The sequence below is a fragment of the Bradyrhizobium sp. USDA 4541 genome (assembly GCF_024171085.1).
Taxonomy (GTDB): domain Bacteria; phylum Pseudomonadota; class Alphaproteobacteria; order Rhizobiales; family Xanthobacteraceae; genus Bradyrhizobium; species Bradyrhizobium australafricanum.
The window spans coordinates 6,254,645-6,273,755 of record NZ_JALJZF010000001.1 but is presented as its reverse complement, the minus strand read 5'-3'; the positions used below and the strand labels follow the sequence as shown (position 1 = coordinate 6,273,755).

The following is a 19,111-nucleotide window of genomic DNA, read 5'->3' as shown; positions in this document are numbered from 1 at the left end:
GTGATCGGCACCTGTGTTGCCCGTCATTGCGAGCGTGGCGAAGCAATCCATGTTTCCGCTTGTTGCGCGATGGATTGCTTCGCTACGCTCGCAATGACATGGATGGAGACGTGCTCCTTACCATGAGGCGACAGAAACGGGGGCGATCGGCACATGGACCGCGAATTCCTCACCGAACTGTTCGCCGATTTCGGCCCGGTCACGCTGCGCCGGATGTTCTCCGGCTACGGCATCTCCGCGGACGGCACTAACTTCGCGCTCGCCTTGCGTGCCGGGCTCTACTTTCGTGCCGACGAGCAGACCATCCCGCAATTTGAGGCGGAGGGCTGCGGGCCATTCCAATATCAGACACGGTCGAAGACCGTCACGGTGAACTCCTACTGGCAGCTGCCGGCACGGCTGTTCGATGATTCGGAAGAACTCGCAGTCTGGGCACGGTCGGCACTCGGCGCCGCCCTGCGCGCCGCCCTGCGCAAGCGGCCGAGGAAACGAGCGGCTGCGCGAAAGTCGAATGCGCCTGCGAAGAAGACTGCAGGCAAGAAAGCTACGGCAGAAAAGGCGGTCGCGAAGAGGCCATCGGCCAAGAAGAAGCGATCGGCAAAGAAGCGATCCGCATCCTGAGGCAGCCAATCCATCCACGTCATTGCGAGCGAAGCGAAGCAATCCATGGATCCGCATATGCGGCAGGTGCATTGCTTCGCTTCGCTCGCAATGACGGTGGAGGCAGTTGAGCGACCAGATCACGCCACGCGGGTCTGGATCTCGGTGCTGTATTCCGGATCGGCCTCGCAGATCACACGGTTGCGGCCGGCGCGCTTGGCGGCATAGAGGCAGGCGTCGGCGCGCTCAATCAGCGAGTCGGTGTCGTCAGTCGGCTTCAGCATCGAGACGCCGACCGAGATCGTGACGCGGCCGAGGATCTCGCCGGTCGACTTCTTCTTCAGCTCCTTGGCCATCACGGCGCGGCGGATGTGGTCGGCGACCGTCAGCGCCTGCCGCAGCGCCGTGTTGGGAAGCACCACTGCGAATTCCTCGCCGCCATAGCGGGCGGTGATGTCCTGGCCCTTGATGTTCTGCTTCAGCGACTGTGCCACCAGCCGCAGCACCTGGTCGCCGGTGAGATGGCCGTAGGAGTCGTTGAACGATTTGAAGTGGTCGATGTCGAACATCAGGAGCGACAGCGGCTCGCCGCTGGCGAGCGCGGCTTGCACCGCCATGTCGATCGAGCGGTCGAAATATTTCCGGTTGCCGAGGCCGGTGAGCGGATCGGTCAGGCTCTCGGCACGGATCGCCTCGAGGCTATGCTGCAGGTCGCTGATCTCCGACTTCGACAGCGCGAGCCGGTTCTCCAATGCCTGATTGGTCTCGCGCATCTCGCGCGTCGATTTCGCCAGGCTATCGACGATTGCCTTGATGTGATCGCGGGTGGTCGCGCTCGCAAGCTTATCGCTGGCGCCGACGAGGCTGGCGTCATAGGTCGCGGACACGCCGAGCGCATCGGTGATCAGCTTCATGACGGCGTCGATCTCGCCGATGACGCGCGCGCCGACCTTGTCGATGCGGTCCGAGGTCTTGATGTGCGAAAGGTAGGTTTCGTAGATCTGCTCGAGATCGGATTCAGAGAGCTTGCCACTGCGCGCCAGCGTCTCGTTGATGACCTTGTTGAGCGGCGCGTTGTATCCGGTCGCGTAGACGTACCAGATTTCATAGTTGCGGGGGACTGCGGTCTGGCGAAGCGAGCGGATCTGGCCAAGCGCCACTTCGGCAAAGGCCAACGTACGTTCGTGTTCGTCCAGCAGCTTGACCACTGTCACGTCCTCAATGCACGCAATGCCGATTAAACCCGGCAGCAATGACTAAACTATTGGGGCGAGGGTACGGGACGAGAGTGAAGGCAAGGTAAACAGTGGAACTACGGGGAAGCCGGCTGCGGCGACCATGCGGCGCGCCCGATGTTTGTCCGCCTTGAGCGCCACTTTCGGGCGCTTTTCGTTTGCTCGCTACAGCATGATCCGGAAAAGTGCGCAGCGGTTTTCCGAAAAGATCATGCACAAACAACGAGCTAAGGCGCGATGACGCTTCGCGCAAATCTCATCGCGCTTTGGTGCGAGGCGCAAACTGGGCGCATTTGCTTCAAACGCTGAGGAATCAGCGCGTGCGCCGGTCGTGGGCGGTAACAGAAGTGTCCGGAATACCGCCGCTGGCGCGGCGGCATCGGAGCAGGCCTTATGCGCGTGCGCGCACAGGTCGTAGCAGGAAGGCGGGCAGGTGCGAATGATCGGCGGGCTCATGGTCCACCTCGCGCTGCGGCCGCCGTGGCTCGGCACGCCCGATCGACGGCACGTGCGACGGAGCGGCCTGCGGAGCCGAATTGCGGCCGTGGCGCGGTTCACGCTCCGGCTTCGCTGCGCGCTCCTCGCGGGGCTCCCGCTCGTGACGCGCTTCGCGTTCACCGTGACGCGGCTCGCGCTCGCGGCGCGGCTTGCGGCCGCCGCGGGCACCATCGCGCGAACCTTCGCGGCCACGCGAGCGGCGCGGCGCGGCGTCCTCGTCGGAGGCTTCGCTGTGAACGGTGTAGTCGCCCTCAGCGCGCGGGATCGGCTGGCCGATCAGCTTCTCGATCGCGGTCATCGACTTGCTATCGAGCGAGGTGACGATGGAGATCGCAGTACCGGTGCGTCCGGCGCGGCCAGTACGGCCAATGCGGTGGACATAGTCGTCGGGGTGGTGCGGTACGTCGAAATTGAAGACGTGGCTCACCGCGGGAATGTCGAGACCACGGGCGGCGACGTCGGAGGCGACGAGCAGCGGAATCTCGCCCTTCCGGAATTGATCGAGGGCCGCGGTGCGGGCGGATTGATCCATATCGCCGTGCAGGGCACCGACGCTGAAGCCGTGCTTCTGGAGTGACTTGTGAAGGACGGCGACTTCGCGCTTGCGATTGCAGAAGATAATCGCGTTGTTGAGATCCTTGGCATCGCGCAGCAGGCGGCGGAGGATCTCGCGCTTGTCATGCGCTTCGCGACCGGCCGGGACCTGCAATTGCGTCACGGTGACGGCGGTGGTCGCGGGCCTGGAGACTTCGATCCGCGCAGGATTGTGCAGGAAGGCATCGGTGATGCGGCTGATCTCCGGAGGCATCGTCGCGGTGAAGAACAGGGTCTGCCGCGTGAACGGGACGAGCTTGCAGATGCGCTCGATGTCGGGGATGAAACCCATGTCGAGCATGCGATCGGCTTCGTCGATCACCAGCAGCTCGACGCCGGTGAGCAGCAATCCGCCGCGTTCGGTGTGGTCGAGCAGGCGGCCGGGCGTAGCGATCAGGACGTCGACGCCGCGCATCAGCTTGGAGTCCTGGTCGCCGAACGAGACGCCGCCGATCAGGAGCGCCACGTTCAATTTCTGACCGGCGCCGTATTTGTCGAACTGCTCCTTCACCTGCGCGGCAAGCTCGCGGGTCGGCTCGAGGATCAGGGTGCGCGGCATCCGTGCCCGGGCGCGGCCCTTCTCGAGCAGGGTAAGCATCGGGAGAACGAAGGCAGCGGTCTTGCCGGTGCCGGTCTGGGCAATGCCGAGGACGTCGCGCCGGGCGAGAACGTGCGGGATTGCCTGTTCCTGGATCGGAGTGGGATTGGTGTAACCGGTGGCCGCAACTGCGGCGAGGACCTTATCGGACAGGCCTAGATTGGAAAAAGACATTGAGCCTCTGGTCGAAACCGCCGTTCGGCATCGCAGGTAAAAGGCTGTCGCGTTCGGCCCCGAAACGGCTCGCTTTTCTATAAAGCTCGGGGGCTCTGACTAACGCCGACGGACGGCAAACCTGACGAATCGCGTTTCGATCCGAGGGCCGCGTTGCCCGCAACATAGGGGCGAAAGCGGTAAAGTCAATCTTGGAACCAGCCGGATGGCCGAAAAAGCTTAACGTTTTGACTGAAATACGCGTCTTTTCGTCATTTGGCGGTCAAATGAATCACGACCCCCGCCCCGGACGGCGAGGTCACAGCGGGGGCCTCCGCGCTGTTTTTCATCCTGAATCCGCCGGGCGTCAGGCCTTCGGAATCGCCGAATATCCGGTAGAAGGTGGCGAGGCTGCCGAACCCGCAGGTGAGGGCGATGTCGGCGATCGGCCGCGGCGGCTTCTCGCAAAGCAACCTTCGGCTCTCGCTCAGGCGCTGGGCGGTGACGGTCTGCGAAAAGCTTGCCCCGGTCGCCTCGAACAGGACGTGCAGGTAGCGGACCGAGACGCCGAGCATGCCGGCGACCATCCCTGGCGACAGGCTTGGCTTGGCAAGATGGCGCGTGATCAGGTGGCGCGCGAGGCTGAGCCGGCTGACGCGCAGCGCCTGCTGCGCCCGGCGGCTGCCCGGCCTGATCACACCGCGCTCGATCAGCGCAAGGTCCGCCACGATCTTGACCAGCGCAGGAATGCAAGCGGTATCACCGGCCTCCGTGGCTTCCTTGAAGTCGGCGAGGCAAGCTTCGAGCAGCGGCGTCCAGCCGTGATTGCCGGTCGCCGCTGAGCCCTGACGGGCTGGCTCAGATGCCGGGATTTGATCCGCTCGCAGGTCCGCGGCATCGAGATAAATGCGCGTCGCGCCTGTAGCTAGCGTTTCCTGGCTGTGATCCCCGTGCTTACCGCGCATCGTGACTGATCCCTCGCTCTGCATGAGAGCGCGCGTCGCCGGTAAGGAAATTTGCGGTGCCGAACCCGGGCGAAGCGCCGCAGTGGTTTGGCGAAATGGCCGGAAAATATCTTCTCAATGCGCGCAGGCTGATCACTTCGGTTCAGCGAACGTCGGATCGCGCGGCGATGTGAAGTTCAAGGAGGTGAAGGGGGCGCGGCCAAGCTTCGGCGAATTGCGAGCGTGGTGTCCCGGCCGGTCCGGACGGGCGCTCAGGCCGTTTGTGCGCGATAGTCGCCCGGCGTCATGGATTCGGATGCATTGAAGAGGCGGTAGAACGTCGCAAGGCTCTCGAAGCCGCAGGCAAAGGCGACCTCGGCGATCGTCTGCCTGGGCTGCTCGCGGAGCAGGCGGCGGCTTTGTTCGAGCCGGAGCGCGGTGACGGTCTCCGAGAAGCTCATCTCGGTTTCCTCGAACAGAATGTGCAGATGACGGACCGAGATGCCGAGCAGGCCGGCAATCAGGGTTGGCGACAGCGCCGCACGCGCCAGGTGGCGTCGGATCAGGCGCCGGGCCAGCGACAAATGGGCGGTTCGCAAGGCCTGCTGCGCGAGCCGGCTCTTCGGCCGCATGATGCCGCGCTCGATCAGCGCGATATGCGCCAGCGCCTGCACCGTCGGCGCTGTGCCCGCCGCCGCGGCATCATTGCTTTCGATGAGGTCGCGGAAGCATGCTTCCAGCAGGGCCCGCAGCGCGGTCTCATCCTGCACGGGCCTGGGGACGAGTTCGCCGAGCTCGGCGCCCGGCGGGACGATGTTGGCCACCGGGACCTTGATGATGCGCAGGTGGAAGCCGTCATCGTGCAGGGGGACAGTGCGATAGGGCAGGTCCGAATAGCTGGTCGCGAACATGCCGTCGCGAACGGCAAATTCATCGAGCCGCGCGCCGCCGAACCAGCCGCCGCCGCCAAGCTGCTGGTAGATGCACAGGCTGTCGCTGGCCGCATCGGCGATGTCGCCCGTGCGCCGCTCGACGCGGTACGGCGAGGCCCGCAGCTCGACCAGCCCGGCATCGCCGAGCTTGCGCAGCGAGAACTCGCCGAAGAAGTCGCGGCGCCGGTCGGCTTCCAACTCGGCGGTGACGCCGAACAGCCCCTTGGCGCGGACCTCGCGCCAATAGTCGAAGCGATCCTTGGGATCGACTTGATCAGTAGACCATGTGTGCACGGAAAAGCCGTTGCGACGTGCGGAGAGCTCGAACCGGATGGAGCTTCGAATCTATCACGCGGGCCGTAAAAAGAAACTTGACCTAAGACAAATCGGATCCCTCATTTCGGCCTGGCGTGGCCGGCCGGAACGGCCGTCCGCGGCCGGCCTTGAACCGGCGAAACGGCTGGTCCGACTATTAGACGGCGGTCGCACGGGCGGCGCATTTGTCGTGCAGGCGGGGAAACGGGATGAAGAGCTGGCTTTCGAGACTTTCGGCGATCCTTTGGGCGGTTGCATTTGTCGCATCGGCCGCACCCGCCCAGGCCGAAAAGCGCGTCGCGCTGGTGATCGGCAATAATGACTACAGGAACGTGCCCAGGCTGCAGAAGGCGGTCAACGACGCCCGCACCATGGGCGACACGCTGAAGCAGCTCGGCTTCAGCGTCATGGTAGCCGAGAACCTCAACCGGCAGGCGTTCTCCGAGACGCTGCTCGCGTTCGACCGCGCCGTCGAACCCGGCGATACCGCGTTCTTCTTCTATGCCGGCCACGGCTTCGAGATCGCCGGCCAGAATTTCCTGCTACCGACCGACGTGCCGGCCGCCACCGAAGGGCAGGAGGAATTGGTGCGCGACGCCTCTGTTCTCGCCGACCGCATCGTCGAGCGCTTGCAGAACAAGAAGGCGCGCACCTCGATCCTGGTGTTCGACGCCTGCCGCAACAATCCGTTCGAGCGCGCCGGCACGCGCGCGGTCGCCGGCGGCGGTGGCCTCGCGCCGATGACGCAACTGCCGGAGGGCGTGTTCTCGGTGTTCTCGGCGGGGCCGCGCCAGACCGCGCTCGACCGTCTTTCGAACGATGATGCCAATCCCAATTCGGTATTCACGCGGACCTTCGCCAAGGAGCTGCTGCAGCCCGGCGAGAATCTCGTGCAGGTCGCGCAGCGCACGCGGCGCCTGGTCAGTGAGATGGCCGAGACCGTGAAGCACAAGCAGATCCCGGTCTATTTCGACCAGATGGTCGACGATGTCTTCCTGAACGGGATCGCGAAGGGGCAGGCCGAGGCGACCAAGCCGTCCGCGCCGCCGCAGCAGGTGGCCGCGCTGCCGCCGGTCGCGGTGCCGAAGCTGCCGAAGGAGGATTCGATCAACGCGCCGATCGCGAGCTTCTCGCGGCACAATGGCGGCTGGACCGTGGTGTTCTCGATCGCCGATCCGACGCTCGGGATTTCCTGGCGGATCGGCGACAGCGGCGATTTCCGCGAAACCGGCTTCATCGACACGCTCGATCCGCGCACGCGCAAGCGGATGCCCAATCCGTCGGTCGAGCTGCCGGCCGATGCGCCGGCCGCAACGATCGAGATTCGCTATGTCGATACGCAAGGCATGATGCAGGGGCCGTTCCCGATCAAGTTCGATCCCGACGCCGCGCTGATCCGCGACCAGCGCAAGATCCTCGACATGACCGCGACCAGCTGGCTGTCATTCCGCGAGTTCAACGGGCTGCTGGTCTACTATACGCACCTGATGTCGTATCGCTGCGCGATCCGCGAGGTGCGCATCGGCATCGACACCGCGGTGCCGGACAAGGTCCTGAAGATGCCATCCTGCAATTCGCGCGATCCCAGCGCGATCCCGTCTGACGCGCAGCCTTATCTGAAGCTTGCGCCGCAGACCAGGGCGGTCTCGGTCGAGCTGACCTATCGCGACGGCAGCGTGTCGGAAATCAAGACCTTCAGGCGATAGCCTTGCATCCTTGCCGCCAGATCCGCGTTACAATCGGATTCTGAGGGGCGAGGCAGCGGTGAGGACGGCATCATGGATGCAGGCAATCCGGCAGGGCCGAACACGCGTCAGATCAGGGCGCGCTGCTGCGTGGTCGGTGGTGGGCCGGCCGGCATGATGCTTGGCTATCTGCTCGGACGCGCCGGAGTCGATGTCGTGGTGCTGGAGAAGCACGCCGACTTCTTCCGCGACTTCCGTGGCGACACCGTGCATCCGTCGACCCTGCAGGTGATGGACGAACTCGGCCTGATCGACGGCTTCCTGAAGCTGCCGCATCAGGACATCCAGACGCTCGACGGCATGTTCGGCGGCACCTCGGTGCGGATCGCCGATCTCCGCCGCCTCAGCGTCAAATACCCCTTCATCGCGATGATGCCACAGTGGGACTTCCTCAATTACCTGCGCGAGAGCGGCAAGCGCTTCCCCTCGCTGAAGGTGCTGATGAAGGCCGAGGCGACCGATCTGATCCGGCGCGGCGATGCTGTCGCGGGCGTGCACGCGAACACACTCGACGGCCCGGTCGAGATCGAGGCGGATCTCACCGTCGGCTGCGACGGACGTCATTCGATCGTGCGCGAGCGCGCCGGCCTCGACGTCGAGGAGATCGGCGCGCCGATGGACGTTTTGTGGTTTCGCGTCGGGCGGCGTCCGGATGAGACCGAGAATTTGTTCGCCCGCGTCGAGCACGGCAAGATGATGGTGACGTTCGATCGCGGCGACTACTGGCAATGCGCCTATGTGATCGCCAAGGGCCAATACGAGGCGGTGAAGACGAGGGGATTGCCGGCGCTGCTCGACGACGTGCTGCGGCTGGCGCCGATCCTCAAGGCCGGCCTTGCCGACGTGAAGAGCTTTGACGACGTCAAGCTGCTCACGGTCGCGATCAATCGCCTGACGCGCTGGACCCGTCCCGGCCTGCTCTGCATCGGCGACGCCGCGCATGCGATGTCGCCGATCGGCGGCGTCGGCGTCAACCTCGCGGTGCAGGATGCGGTCGCGACCGCCAACATCCTGGCGGCGAAGCTCTTTCACGGCGTGCCGTCGGAAGACGAACTCGATGCGGTGCGACGGCGCCGCGAATTCCCGGTGCGCGTGACACAGCGCATGCAGGTGATTGCGCAGAACAACATCATCAGCGCGGCGCTGAAGGCCGGGGATCAGCCGGTGCCGTTGGCGCTGCGCTTGATCACGGCAATGCCCTGGCTGCAGGGCCTCACCGCACGTCTGGTCGCTATCGGGGTGCGGCCGGAGCACGTGCATTCGCCGGCCGCGGGCTGAACTGCGCGCCGCGCGACCGGAAGAGCGCCCGTGTTTTCAGGCCATCACCGAATAGCCGCCGTCGACGGGGATCGCGGTGCCGGTGACGAAGTCCGACGCGGGCGATGCCAGGAACACAGCGATGCCTGCGAAGTCGTCGATCGCCCCCCAGCGTGCCGCCGGCGTGCGCGCAAGCACGCGCTCGTGCAGCCCGGCCACCTGCTGGCGCGCACCTTTGGTCAGGTCGGTATCGATCCAGCCGGGCAGGATGGCGTTGACCTGGATGTTGTCGGGAGCCCAAGCGTTGGCGCAGGCGCGGGTGTACTGCACGATGCCGCCCTTGCTCGCGGCATAGGCCGCGGCGAAGCTCGCACCGAAGATCGACATCATCGAGCCGATATTGATGATCTTGCCGTGCCCCGACGCCTTGAGCGCCGGATAAGCCGCCTTCGAGCACATGAACGCGCTGGTGAGGTTGGTGTCGATCACCTTGCTCCACTCCTCCAGTTCGAGCTCGTGCGGAGGCTTGCGGATGCTCATGCCGGCGTTGTTGACGAGAATGTCGATCCGGCCGAGCTCGCGAACGACCCGTTCGACCATGGCCGCGACGGCGGCCTTGTCGGTCACGTCGGTTGCCACCGCGATCGCCTTGGCGCCGCGCTTGCCGAGATCCTCGACGGCGGCCTTTGACTTCGCCTCGTTGCGGCCGACCACGGCAACCGCCGCGCCGGCGTCCGCCAGGCCGCGCGCCATGCCAAGCCCGATGCCGCCATTGCCGCCGGTGACGATGGCGACCCGGCCCGAGAGATCAAACTGTCCGTTTTTCATTGTTGTTGTCCGCCGAGGTTTGAACCGGGCGCGAGAGTGCCCGATCGTCACGGCGCTGACCAGATCGGCTACAGCCGATCCGCCCTGCGCCGGCGGGCTTGCGCGTCGGGCGATTTCCATGACGTTCGGGCAACAAAAAAGCCCCGGACAATGCCGGGGCTTTTGGTCTGCTATCTCAGCAGGGATCAGTACGCAGCTCAGTACTTGGCGACAACCGGACCGGTCCAGTTGAAACGGTAGACCAGCGAGGTGCTGATGGTCTGGACAAGCGGCTTGAAGGTGATGTCGCGGCCGTTCGAGATGTTGGTGCCGTCGACCAGCTCCGAGATGTTCTTGTTGTCGTAGTAAGCGGCGCGATACTCGGTCTTCATGAACCAGCCCGGCGCGGTGATGCCGAAGATGTTCAGGTTGTTCTCGACGCCGCCGCCGACGAACCAGCCGCCGCGATCGAAGTCGTTGGTGTGCAGACCCGAGGGAAGCGCGCTCGCGGTGTTGAACAGCGTGGTGCCCTTCCAGTGCGAGCTGGAGTAACCGGCGTTGACGTAGGACAGGACGTTCGGCGCGATCAGGTAGCCGAGGCGCGCACCAGCCGCCCAGCTGTAGTCGTTCTTGATGTTGCCGGCGACGAACGGACCCTGATCCTGGATGGTGCCCTTCAGGCTGCCGAACTGACCGTCGGCGAACACGCCGATGACCCAGCTGTTGGCGGTCTGCCAGTCATAACCGGCACCGACGGTGCCGTACCAGCCATCGCCGCCCTGGCGCTGGTTGAAGCCAAGGATCGGCGCACCCGTAACGGTCGACTGGACGCCCGTGTCAGCATCCCAGACGCCGCCGCCGCCGCCGCCGAAGATGTAGAAGCCGGTCCAGCTCGGAGCGACCGGAACCGGGGCAGGAGCCTTGGTGTAGGGGCGGGCGGCCAGATCGGCAGCCGACGCCGATGCCGTCATCGCAGCAACCACGGTCAGAGCGAGCAAAATCTTCTTCATATCCAAATCCTCGACTAGCGTTCGATCAGGTCGCTCAGGGGAGTGCGCTGGCACCGATTCCCGAAACTCATGGTCGAACTATACGTGGTTCCGCCGGAAATGCTGTTGCTGGTGAGACACATCCGGCCGAAAACGAAGCCACTGGGGCTCTCCGAACGGGCAAAATGGCAACGGCCGCCCCAATCTGGGGGCGGCCGGAAATTCATTTCAGATCAATCGGTTGGGCCTAGACGTCGAGTAGGTCGTCGCTGGCGAATTCGGCCTTGTCGGAAATGAAGGCGAAGCGGGCTTCGGCCTTGGTGCCCATCAGCCGCTCGACCGAGTCGGCGGTGCCCTCGCGATCGTCGGCCAGCAGCACCACGCGCAGCAGCGTGCGCTTGGCCGGATCCATCGTGGTTTCCTTCAGCTGCGCCGGCATCATCTCGCCGAGGCCTTTGAAGCGGTTCACCTCGACCTTGGCGTTGGCGTTGAACTCGCTCTTCAGCAGCTCGTCCTTGTGCGCGTCGTCGCGGGCGTAGATCGACTTGGTGCCGTGCTTCAGCTTGTAGAGTGGCGGAACCGCCAGATAGAGGTGCCCTTCGTCGATCAGCCGCGGCATCTGCCGGTAGAAGAAGGTGATCAGGAGCGATGCGATGTGCGCCCCGTCGACGTCGGCGTCGGTCATGATGATGATGCGCTGGTAGCGCAGATCCTCTTCGCGGTAATGCGCGAGCGTGCCGCAGCCGATCGCCTGCACGAGGTCGGAGAGCTGCGCGTTGGCGGTCAGCTTGTCCTTGCCGGCAGAGGCGACGTTGAGGATCTTGCCGCGCAGCGGCAGCACGGCCTGCGTCTTGCGGTCGCGCGCCTGCTTGGCGCTGCCGCCGGCCGAGTCACCTTCGACGATGAAGAGCTCAGAGCCTTCGGTACCGGCGTCGGAGCAGTCGGCGAGCTTGCCGGGCAGACGCAGTTTCTTGCCGGCCGTCTTGCGCGCGGTCTCCTTTTCCTGGCGGCGGCGCAGCCGCTCCTCGGCGCGATCGATCACGAAATCGAGCAGCCGGTTGGCCTGGTTCGGATTGCCTGACAGCCAGTGATCGAACGGATCCTTCATCGCCTGTTCGACGATGCGCTGCGCTTCGGCGGTGGCGAGGCGGTCCTTCGTTTGGCCCTGGAATTCAGGCTCGCGCACGAACACCGAGAGCATCACGGCCGCGCCCACCATCACGTCTTCCGAGGTGATGGACGCCGCGCGCTTGCCCTGGCCCGCGCGTTCGGCGTGGTCCTTCAGACCGCGCAACAATGCGCTGCGCAGGCCGGATTCATGCGTACCGCCATCGGGCGTCGGCACCGTGTTGGTGTAGGACGACAGGAAGCCGTCGGCATCGGCCGTCCAGGCCACGGCCCATTCGCAGGCGCCATGCGCGCCGCTGCGGCCGGATTTGCCGGAGAAGATATCCTGATGCACCAGCGTATCGGCGTGGATCGCCGCGGCCAGATAATCCTTCAGTCCGCCGGGGAAGTGGAACTTGGCTTCCGACGGGACGTCTTCGACGCCCTTCAGGAGCTCCTGGTCGCAGTGCCAGCGAATCTCGACGCCGCCGAACAGATAGGCCTTCGAGCGCGTCATCTTGAACAGACGCTGCGGCTTGAAAGCCGCCTTGGCGCCGAAAATGTCGGTGTCCGGCTTGAAGCGGATGCGCGTGCCGCGGCGGTTGCTGACCTTGCCGAGGTCTTCGAGCTTGCCCTTGGGGTGGCCGCGCTCGAAGGTCATGCGATGCAACTGCCCGCTGCGCGCAACCTCGACCTCGAGCCGCGAGGAGAGGGCGTTGACCACGGAGACACCGACACCGTGCAAGCCGCCCGAGGTCTCGTAGACCTTGGAGTCGAACTTGCCGCCCGAGTGCAGCGTGCACATGATGACTTCGAGCGCCGACTTCTTCGGGAATTTCGGATGCGGGTCGACCGGAATGCCGCGGCCATTGTCGGTCACGGTCAGGAAGCCATCGGCGGTCAGCTCCACGTCGATGAAGGTGGCGTGGCCCGCCAGCGCCTCATCCATGCAGTTGTCGATCACCTCGGCGAACAGGTGGTGCAGGGCCTTCTCGTCGGTGCCGCCGATATACATGCCGGGGCGCCGGCGGACCGGTTCCAGCCCTTCCAGCACCTCGATGTCAGCCGCCGTATAGCCGGCTTCGGCGCTTCCAGCGGATCGCGAAGCAGCCTTCGCCGGGGCGCGTCCCTTCGGTTCCGGGGCTCCGAACAGATCGTCGGCAGATTTACTTTTGGCGTTCGACTTCAATGATTTGGCCATGGTTCTTCAAGTGACGCGCCGGTCACGGCGCGGCGAATCGGTTGCTCTGACTATGCCACGGATGGGCTGCCAATGGGGACGGCCGCGCCCTGGAGCCCGGCCATCCCCATAGATAGGAAACCGCGATTACGCCTGCGAGGTGCGGATTACAATGACCGTGAACAGGGCCATGGCGGCGACCACCAGCAGTGACCCGACGATCGGCGCCGCCTCGAACGACGGTCCCTTCAGCAGCACGGCGGCCACGCCGGCCGGGAACAGGACGCCGCCGACGATATGCAGCCAGCCCTGGATTCTGGCGAGCAGCATGCTGCCCGCTTCCGGCACCAGCCGGTAGTAGAGGCCGAACAGGAACAGCAGCACGCCGCCGACCAGATTGAGATGCGCATGCGCCGGTCCCAACGTGAAGTCGTGCTGGATACCCATGGCGATGCCCGCGAGCATTCCGAACAGCAGGACGAGAACGCTCACGCACATCATCAGCGATCCGATCATCCAGTAATTCCTTTTTCTTGTGAGGGAGATGCCAACCTGGACCTCAGGGGCCTTACGGGAAATCACGGTCGATCCCCGCCTTTGTGACTTGATGTCACGCAATCGGCTGGCTTACCTGTTCTTAGGCTGCGTGCCGCTAGAAAGGTTCATTCGAGGTTCAACGGAGCGGGAAGGCACACGACGAGATGGAAGACCTTGCGCGGGCCCTGGCCGAATTCGTGCGGCACCACCAGGCCTGGGCCGCTCCGATCGTCATGCTGCTGGCGTTCGCTGAATCGCTCGCCTTCATTTCATTGCTGGTTCCGGCCTGGGGCGCGCTGGTCGCGATCGGCGCCCTGATCGGCGTCAGCGGGATCAGCTTCTGGCCGATCTGGATCGCGGGCGGCGTTGGTGCCGCGCTCGGCGACTGGGTCTCCTACTGGTTCGGCTATCGCTACAAGGAGCAGGTCGCGCAGATGTGGCCCCTGTCGCGCTACCCGGAGATCCTGCCGCGGGGCGAGGCCTTCGTGAAGAGCTGGGGCGTGCCCAGCATCTTCATCGGCCGCTTCTTCGGTCCACTGCGCGCCTCGGTGCCGCTTGCGGCCGGCATTTTCGAGATGTCGTACTGGCAATTCCAGATCGCCAATTTCGTCTCCGCGCTGGTCTGGTCGGCGGCACTGCTGCTGTTCGGCGACGTCATTGCCCATGCCATCGAGTGGGTGTGGCGGGTGGTGTAGCAAGCTCCGGAATAAGGCCGACCTGCAGGGGTTAGGCGGGAGGGTGGCCGCTCGAGCTGTCGGCATCGCGCGAGTATCGAAACGCTGATACAACCGCGCCCACCGGGCGCGAATTCATCGGGCGCAGTTTCACTTGGAAGGACAGCACATGGAATTGACACGACGTCATGCTCTCGCCGGCGCTGCCGGCATCGCCGCCGCACCGTTGCTATCAACCGTTCCTGCGGGCGCTGTGGCGCCGGTTGCCGACAAGCAGGCGCCGAGCTTCTATCGTTACAAGGTCGGCGACATCCTCGTCACCGTTGTGTCCGATGGCAAGAATGTCTTCAAGCTGGAAGACTCCTTCATCCCCAATGCGAAGCGGGACGACGTCAACGCAGCGCTGGAGAAGGCGTTCATGCCGCGCGACATGATGACGATCTGGTTCGCACCGCTGGTGCTCAACACCGGCGGCAAGCTGGTGGTGATCGACACCGGCAATGGCGCGCTGGCGAAGGCCAGCACGAAGGGCGCCAATGGCCTGTTCGCCGACAATTTCGTCGCCGCCGGCTTCGATCCCAGGAATGTCGACATGGTCGTGATCTCGCACTTCCACGGCGACCACGTGAACGGCCTCTTGACCGCCGAAGGCACGCCGGCATTCCCGAATGCCGAGGTGCTGGTGCCGGCGACCGAGTGGAAGTTCTGGATGGACGACGGCGAGATGAGCCGGGCGCCGGCCGGCCGCATGCAGGGCCTGTTCAAGAACAACCGCAATATCTTCGAAGCCGGCCTGAAGAAGAAGGTCACGCCGTACGAGTGGGGCAAGGAGATCGCGCCGGGCCTGACCTCGGTCGAGACCGTCGGCCACACGCCGGGCCACACCTCCTACGTGCTGGCCTCGGGCCCGGACAAGGTCTTCATCCAGTCCGATGTCACCAACAATCCGAACCTGTTCGCGACCAACCCCGGCTGGCATGCGTTCTTCGACCAGGACGGCGACGTGGCGGAGAAGACCCGCCGGCGCATCTACGACATGGTGGTTGCCGAGCGGCTCCAGGTGCAGGGCTTCCACTATCCGTTCCCGGGCCTCGGCCATGTGGTGAAGGACGGCAGCGGCTATCGCGTCGTGCCGGCACCGTGGAATCCGGCGATTTAAGGTGTCATTCCGGGGCGATGCGTAAGCATCGAACCCGGAATCTCGCGCCGCAACCTCTGGATTCCCCGATGCGCAATTGCGCATCTGTGGTTCGCGCGCAAGGCGCGCGCGCCGGAATGACGAAAGCAAATCTTGACGTCAAGGGGGCGCGGCCTTATAGCCGCGCCCATGATCAACGCCGCGACCATCATCATTGCCCGCCGCCGCCGCATTATCGCGGTATGGGCGGTCGCTCGCGTTTAAGACCATCGCCTCTGCCGCCGGACCCGATCCCGCGGCGCTCTCCTGAAAAAGACACGCGGTTCGATCTGGCGGCTCCTTCGTCATGCAGGAGCTTTGACCATGTATACGCCACCGCCCTTCAAGCCTGACCGTGCCGCGAGCCTTGCCTTCGCGGAAGCGCGTGGTTTCGGCATGGCCTGCGCGTGGGATGGCGGCAAGCCGATCGCCTCCGCGCTCCCGTTCTACTTGACTTACGCCGCCGACGGGACGCCGCGGGCGCTGTTTCATGTTGCCCGTCACAATCCGCTGGTAAAGCTGGCGGGCGGGTCACCTTGGCTGCTGGCCGTTACCGGCGCCGACGCCTATGTTTCGCCGGACTGGTACGTGTCACCCGATCAGGTGCCGACCTGGCTCTATCAGGCGGTGCATCTGACCGGGCCGGTGCGGACGTTGTCGGATGACGAGCTTGCCGTTCAGATCGACGCGCTGAGCGCCAAGTTCGAGGACCGGCTGCTGCCGAAAAAGCCGTGGGTGTCGGGCAAGATGACCGCCGCGAGGCTGGAAACCATGAAGAAGGCCATCGTGGGTCTCGAGATGATGGTGGAAGAGGTGGAGGGCAGCTTCAAGCTGAACCAGCACAAGTCTGAAACCGATTTCGCGGCGGTCGGCAACACGCTCGCTTTGCAGGCCGAAGCCGGTGCCCAAGACATCGCGGCCTTGATGCGCGAGGTGCGCCCGCAGGCTTTCGCGCTGATACAGACCGAGATGACTACGCTTCCGAGGAGCGAGCAATGACGAAGAAGAAAATCGGAATTTTGGGCGCGTCCGGCTACACCGGCGCCGACGCGGTGCGCCTGTTGGCGCGGCACCCGAATGCCGAAATCACCGCGCTTACCGCTAGCACCCATGCCGGCAAGACGATGAGCGAGGTGTTTCCTCACTTCTTCATGCTCGACCTGCCAAAACTCGTGGAATGGGAAAAGGTCGACTGGACGCGGCTCGATGCCGTGTTCTGCGGACTGCCGCACGGGACGACGCAAGAGATCATCGCCGCGGTGCTGAAAGCCAATCCCAGAATCAAGATCCTCGATATGTCCGCGGATTTCCGGCTGCGCAACAAAGACAGCTACGCGCAATGGTACGGGCATGAGCACCGGGCGCTCGAATTGCAGGACGAGGCGGTCTATGGGCTGACCGAACTCTACCGGGAGGAGGTCACGGCCGCGCGGCTGGTAGCCTGTCCCGGCTGCTATCCGACGGCGGTGCTGCTGGCGCTTGTTCCGCTGGCGAAGGCAAAGCTGATTGACGTCGACGACATCATCATCGACGCAAAGTCGGGCGTCACCGGCGCCGGACGCGGACTGAAGCAGAACACGCTGTTCAGCGAGGCCGGCGAAGGGTTGTCGCCCTATTCGATCGGAAGCCATCGACACTCGGCGGAGATTGAGCAGGAGATTGGCGCGGCCGCTGGCTCGGCTGTGACGGTGAACTTCACCCCGCATCTCATTCCGATGGCGCGGGGTGAGTTCTGCACATCCTATGTCAAGCTCAACGGGGCTACGCCGGACGATTTGCGCGCCGAGCTGGAAAGGGCCTACGCCAACGAGCCGTTCGTATATGTGACGAAGAAGGGTGTGCTGCCACAGACGCAGAACGTGCGTGGTTCGAATTATGTTCAGATCGGCGTCGTCGCCGACCGGATCAAGAACCGCGCCATCGTGCTCTCGACGCTCGATAATCTTGTGAAGGGTTCGGCCGGACAGGCGATCCAGAACATGAACCTGATGTTCGGCTTGCCCGAAACCACCGGACTGGAGCAGATCGCGCTGTTTCCATGAGCGGGGGTTGTTGTCGCTGGCGAGGGGCGCTCAATCTAAGGATAACTGCTCATCCCCGTTGGCGGCGCAGGCGCGGCCAGATGTGTTAAACGAAACGAACGAGCTCGAAAGGAACGTGCCATGACCCTCACCGACACCAACCAACCGAAAACCAGGAGCGGTGCGACCAAGGCCACCGTGTTCGTCGATGGCGGCTCAGGCACGACCGGCCTCGGCATCCAGGAGCGGCTGCTCTCGATCGGCGACGTTGCGGTGAAGCACATCGCCGAGGACAAGCGGAAGGATGCCGGCGCCAAGCGCGCGCTGATGGAGGAGGTGGATCTCGTGATCCTCTGCCTGCCTGACGAGGCCGCCAAGGAGACTGTGGCGCTGATCGACACGATGGGCAATGCCGCGCCGAAAGTGCTCGACGCCTCGACGGCCTATCGCGTTGCGCCCGACTGGGCCTACGGTTTTCCTGAGCTCGCGCCCGACCAGGCCGACAAGATCCGTAACGCGAAGAAGGTCTCCAATCCGGGTTGCTATCCGACCGGCGCGATCGCGCTGCTGCGGCCGATCGTCGATGCCGGCGTGCTGCCGGCGGATTATCCCGTCACCGTCAACGCGGTGAGCGGCTATTCGGGCGGCGGCAAGTCGATGATCGCCAGCTTCGAGGACGGCTCGGCGCCGGCCTTCGAACTCTACGGCCTCGGCTTCGAGCACAAGCACGTGCCGGAGATGCAGCTCTATTCGCACCTGACGCGAAGGCCGATCTTCATCCCGTCGGTCGGCAACTACCGGCAGGGCATGCTGGTCTCGGTGCCGCTGCAACTCGACGCGCTGCCGGGCAAGCCTGATGGTACCGATCTGCAAGCGGTTCTGGCGAAATGGTACGCCGGCAGCAAATATGTCTCGGTGATGCCGCTGCAGAACGAGGCCGCCAAGGGCGGGCGGCTCGAGCCGGAGGCGCTCAACGAGACCAACCAGCTCGAGCTCTACGTCTTCGCCAGCGACAAGCACCACCAGGCGGTGCTGGTCGCGCGGCTCGACAATCTGGGCAAGGGCGCCTCGGGTGCCGCGGTCCAGAACATGCGGCTGATGCTCGGGCTGGCCGACAGCTGACGGCGACGCGGATCGTGGACGACGCCACGCTGCAGTTCTATCGGCGCAATGCCGAGGCCTATGCCGGGTGGGCGAAAGCCCCGTCCACCCGGCTGATCGGCTTTCTGAAGCTGCTGCCGCCGGGCGGCGCGATCCTCGAACTCGGCTGCGGCGCCGGCAATCATGCCGCCGTCATGCTCGCCGAAGGCTTTGTGCTGCGTGCGACCGACGGGTCGCCCGAGATGGCCGAGGTCGCGGCGCGCCGCATCAAACATCCCGTCGAGGCGATGCTGTTCGATGAGCTCGAGGACCGCGAAGCCTATGACGGCGTCTGGGCCAGCGCCTGCCTGCTGCACGTGCCGCGCGACGAATTGGCCGACATCATCGGCCGCATCCATCGGGCGCTGAAACCCGGTGGCGTTTTCTACGCGAGCTACAAGATCGGCTATGGCGATGGCCGCGACAGCATCGGCCGCTACTACAATTATCCCGCGGCGGACTGGCTCGCTGCGACCTACGCCGCGTCAGGGGCGTGGACGCAAGTCTCGTCCGACACCAGCGAGATCAAGAGCTTTGACGAGGCGCCCGCGACGATGCTGCACATCGTGGTGCGCAAGGGCGGCTAGTTGATGCCGCGCCGGCGCGGC

At 64.6% G+C, this 19,111-nt stretch carries 17 protein-coding genes; 9 read left to right on the top strand and 8 right to left on the bottom strand.

From position 1 onward, the window contains the following. Nucleotides 1-153 precede the first annotated feature (153 nt). Nucleotides 154-621, top strand: coding sequence for a TfoX/Sxy family protein (locus J2R80_RS29895; RefSeq protein WP_253639868.1), 468 nt, complete (start codon nt 154-156; stop codon nt 619-621). Between the two features lie 119 nt (nt 622-740). Here J2R80_RS29895 and J2R80_RS29890 read toward each other — a convergent pair whose 3' ends face one another. The 4 genes from J2R80_RS29890 to J2R80_RS29875 form a co-directional block, all read right to left on the bottom strand. After that, nucleotides 741-1,808: a GGDEF domain-containing protein gene (locus tag J2R80_RS29890; protein ID WP_038386764.1), complete on the bottom strand. Its 1,068-nt coding sequence runs from the start codon at nt 1,806-1,808 to the stop codon at nt 741-743. Nucleotides 1,809-2,226: 418 nt separating this feature from the next. After that, entirely contained in the window at nt 2,227-3,699 is a 1,473-nt protein-coding gene (locus J2R80_RS29885; RefSeq protein WP_253639867.1) for a DEAD/DEAH box helicase, read from the bottom strand. 251 nt (nt 3,700-3,950) lie between these two features. Continuing rightward, nucleotides 3,951-4,643 carry a helix-turn-helix transcriptional regulator gene (locus J2R80_RS29880; protein WP_309143775.1) on the bottom strand — a complete coding sequence of 231 codons (693 nt, stop codon included), beginning with the start codon at nt 4,641-4,643 and terminating at the stop codon, nt 3,951-3,953. A gap of 251 nt (nt 4,644-4,894) precedes the next feature. Beyond that, nucleotides 4,895-5,848 (bottom strand): helix-turn-helix transcriptional regulator, encoded by a 954-nt coding sequence (locus J2R80_RS29875; RefSeq protein WP_253608765.1) that lies wholly within the window; start codon nt 5,846-5,848, stop codon nt 4,895-4,897. A 230-nt stretch (nt 5,849-6,078) separates the two neighbouring features. On the opposite strand from J2R80_RS29875, the gene J2R80_RS29870 reads away from it, so the two are divergent. Then, the gene (locus J2R80_RS29870) at nt 6,079-7,575 is read left to right on the top strand and encodes a caspase family protein (protein ID WP_141341088.1); all 1,497 of its coding nucleotides are present in this window, start codon (nt 6,079-6,081) and stop codon (nt 7,573-7,575) included. Between the two features lie 72 nt (nt 7,576-7,647). Next, a complete protein-coding gene (locus tag J2R80_RS29865) occupies nt 7,648-8,892 on the top strand; it encodes an FAD-dependent oxidoreductase (protein ID WP_200844619.1) in 1,245 nt (414 codons plus the stop codon). Nucleotides 8,893-8,928: 36 nt separating this feature from the next. On the opposite strand, the gene J2R80_RS29860 is transcribed toward J2R80_RS29865, so the two are convergent. The 4 genes from J2R80_RS29860 to J2R80_RS29845 form a co-directional block, all read right to left on the bottom strand. Next, nucleotides 8,929-9,699: an SDR family NAD(P)-dependent oxidoreductase gene (locus J2R80_RS29860; RefSeq protein WP_016842941.1), complete on the bottom strand. Its 771-nt coding sequence runs from the start codon at nt 9,697-9,699 to the stop codon at nt 8,929-8,931. A gap of 197 nt (nt 9,700-9,896) precedes the next feature. Then, the gene (locus tag J2R80_RS29855) at nt 9,897-10,688 is read right to left on the bottom strand and encodes an outer membrane protein (RefSeq protein WP_253639866.1); all 792 of its coding nucleotides are present in this window, start codon (nt 10,686-10,688) and stop codon (nt 9,897-9,899) included. A 226-nt stretch (nt 10,689-10,914) separates the two neighbouring features. Then, on the bottom strand, nt 10,915-12,975 hold the full coding sequence (gene parE / locus J2R80_RS29850; protein WP_168858808.1) for a DNA topoisomerase IV subunit B: 2,061 nt from the start codon (nt 12,973-12,975) through the stop codon (nt 10,915-10,917). A gap of 126 nt (nt 12,976-13,101) precedes the next feature. Then, complete coding sequence (locus tag J2R80_RS29845) at nt 13,102-13,470, bottom strand: hypothetical protein (protein WP_057018594.1); 369 nt, start codon at nt 13,468-13,470, stop codon at nt 13,102-13,104. Between the two features lie 185 nt (nt 13,471-13,655). Between J2R80_RS29845 and J2R80_RS29840 the strand changes: the two genes are divergently transcribed. The 6 genes from J2R80_RS29840 (at nt 13,656) to J2R80_RS29815 (ending at nt 19,090) form a co-directional block, all read left to right on the top strand. Further along, entirely contained in the window at nt 13,656-14,186 is a 531-nt protein-coding gene (locus J2R80_RS29840; RefSeq protein WP_028332199.1) for a DedA family protein, read from the top strand. Nucleotides 14,187-14,334: 148 nt separating this feature from the next. Continuing rightward, nucleotides 14,335-15,324, top strand: a complete 990-nt coding sequence (locus tag J2R80_RS29835; RefSeq protein ID WP_057018593.1) for an MBL fold metallo-hydrolase — start codon at nt 14,335-14,337, stop codon at nt 15,322-15,324. A gap of 342 nt (nt 15,325-15,666) precedes the next feature. Then, nucleotides 15,667-16,341 carry an FMN-binding negative transcriptional regulator gene (locus J2R80_RS29830; RefSeq protein WP_057018592.1) on the top strand — a complete coding sequence of 225 codons (675 nt, stop codon included), beginning with the start codon at nt 15,667-15,669 and terminating at the stop codon, nt 16,339-16,341. Continuing rightward, complete coding sequence (gene argC, locus J2R80_RS29825) at nt 16,338-17,384, top strand: N-acetyl-gamma-glutamyl-phosphate reductase (RefSeq protein WP_253639865.1); 1,047 nt, start codon at nt 16,338-16,340, stop codon at nt 17,382-17,384. Before J2R80_RS29830 ends, argC (J2R80_RS29825) begins: the two co-directional genes overlap by 4 nt. 120 nt (nt 17,385-17,504) lie before the next feature. Then, nucleotides 17,505-18,485, top strand: a complete 981-nt coding sequence (gene argC / locus J2R80_RS29820) for an N-acetyl-gamma-glutamyl-phosphate reductase (protein WP_253639864.1) — start codon at nt 17,505-17,507, stop codon at nt 18,483-18,485. A gap of 14 nt (nt 18,486-18,499) precedes the next feature. After that, entirely contained in the window at nt 18,500-19,090 is a 591-nt protein-coding gene (locus J2R80_RS29815) for a class I SAM-dependent methyltransferase (RefSeq protein ID WP_253590336.1), read from the top strand. The last annotated feature ends 21 nt before the right edge of the window (nt 19,091-19,111 follow it).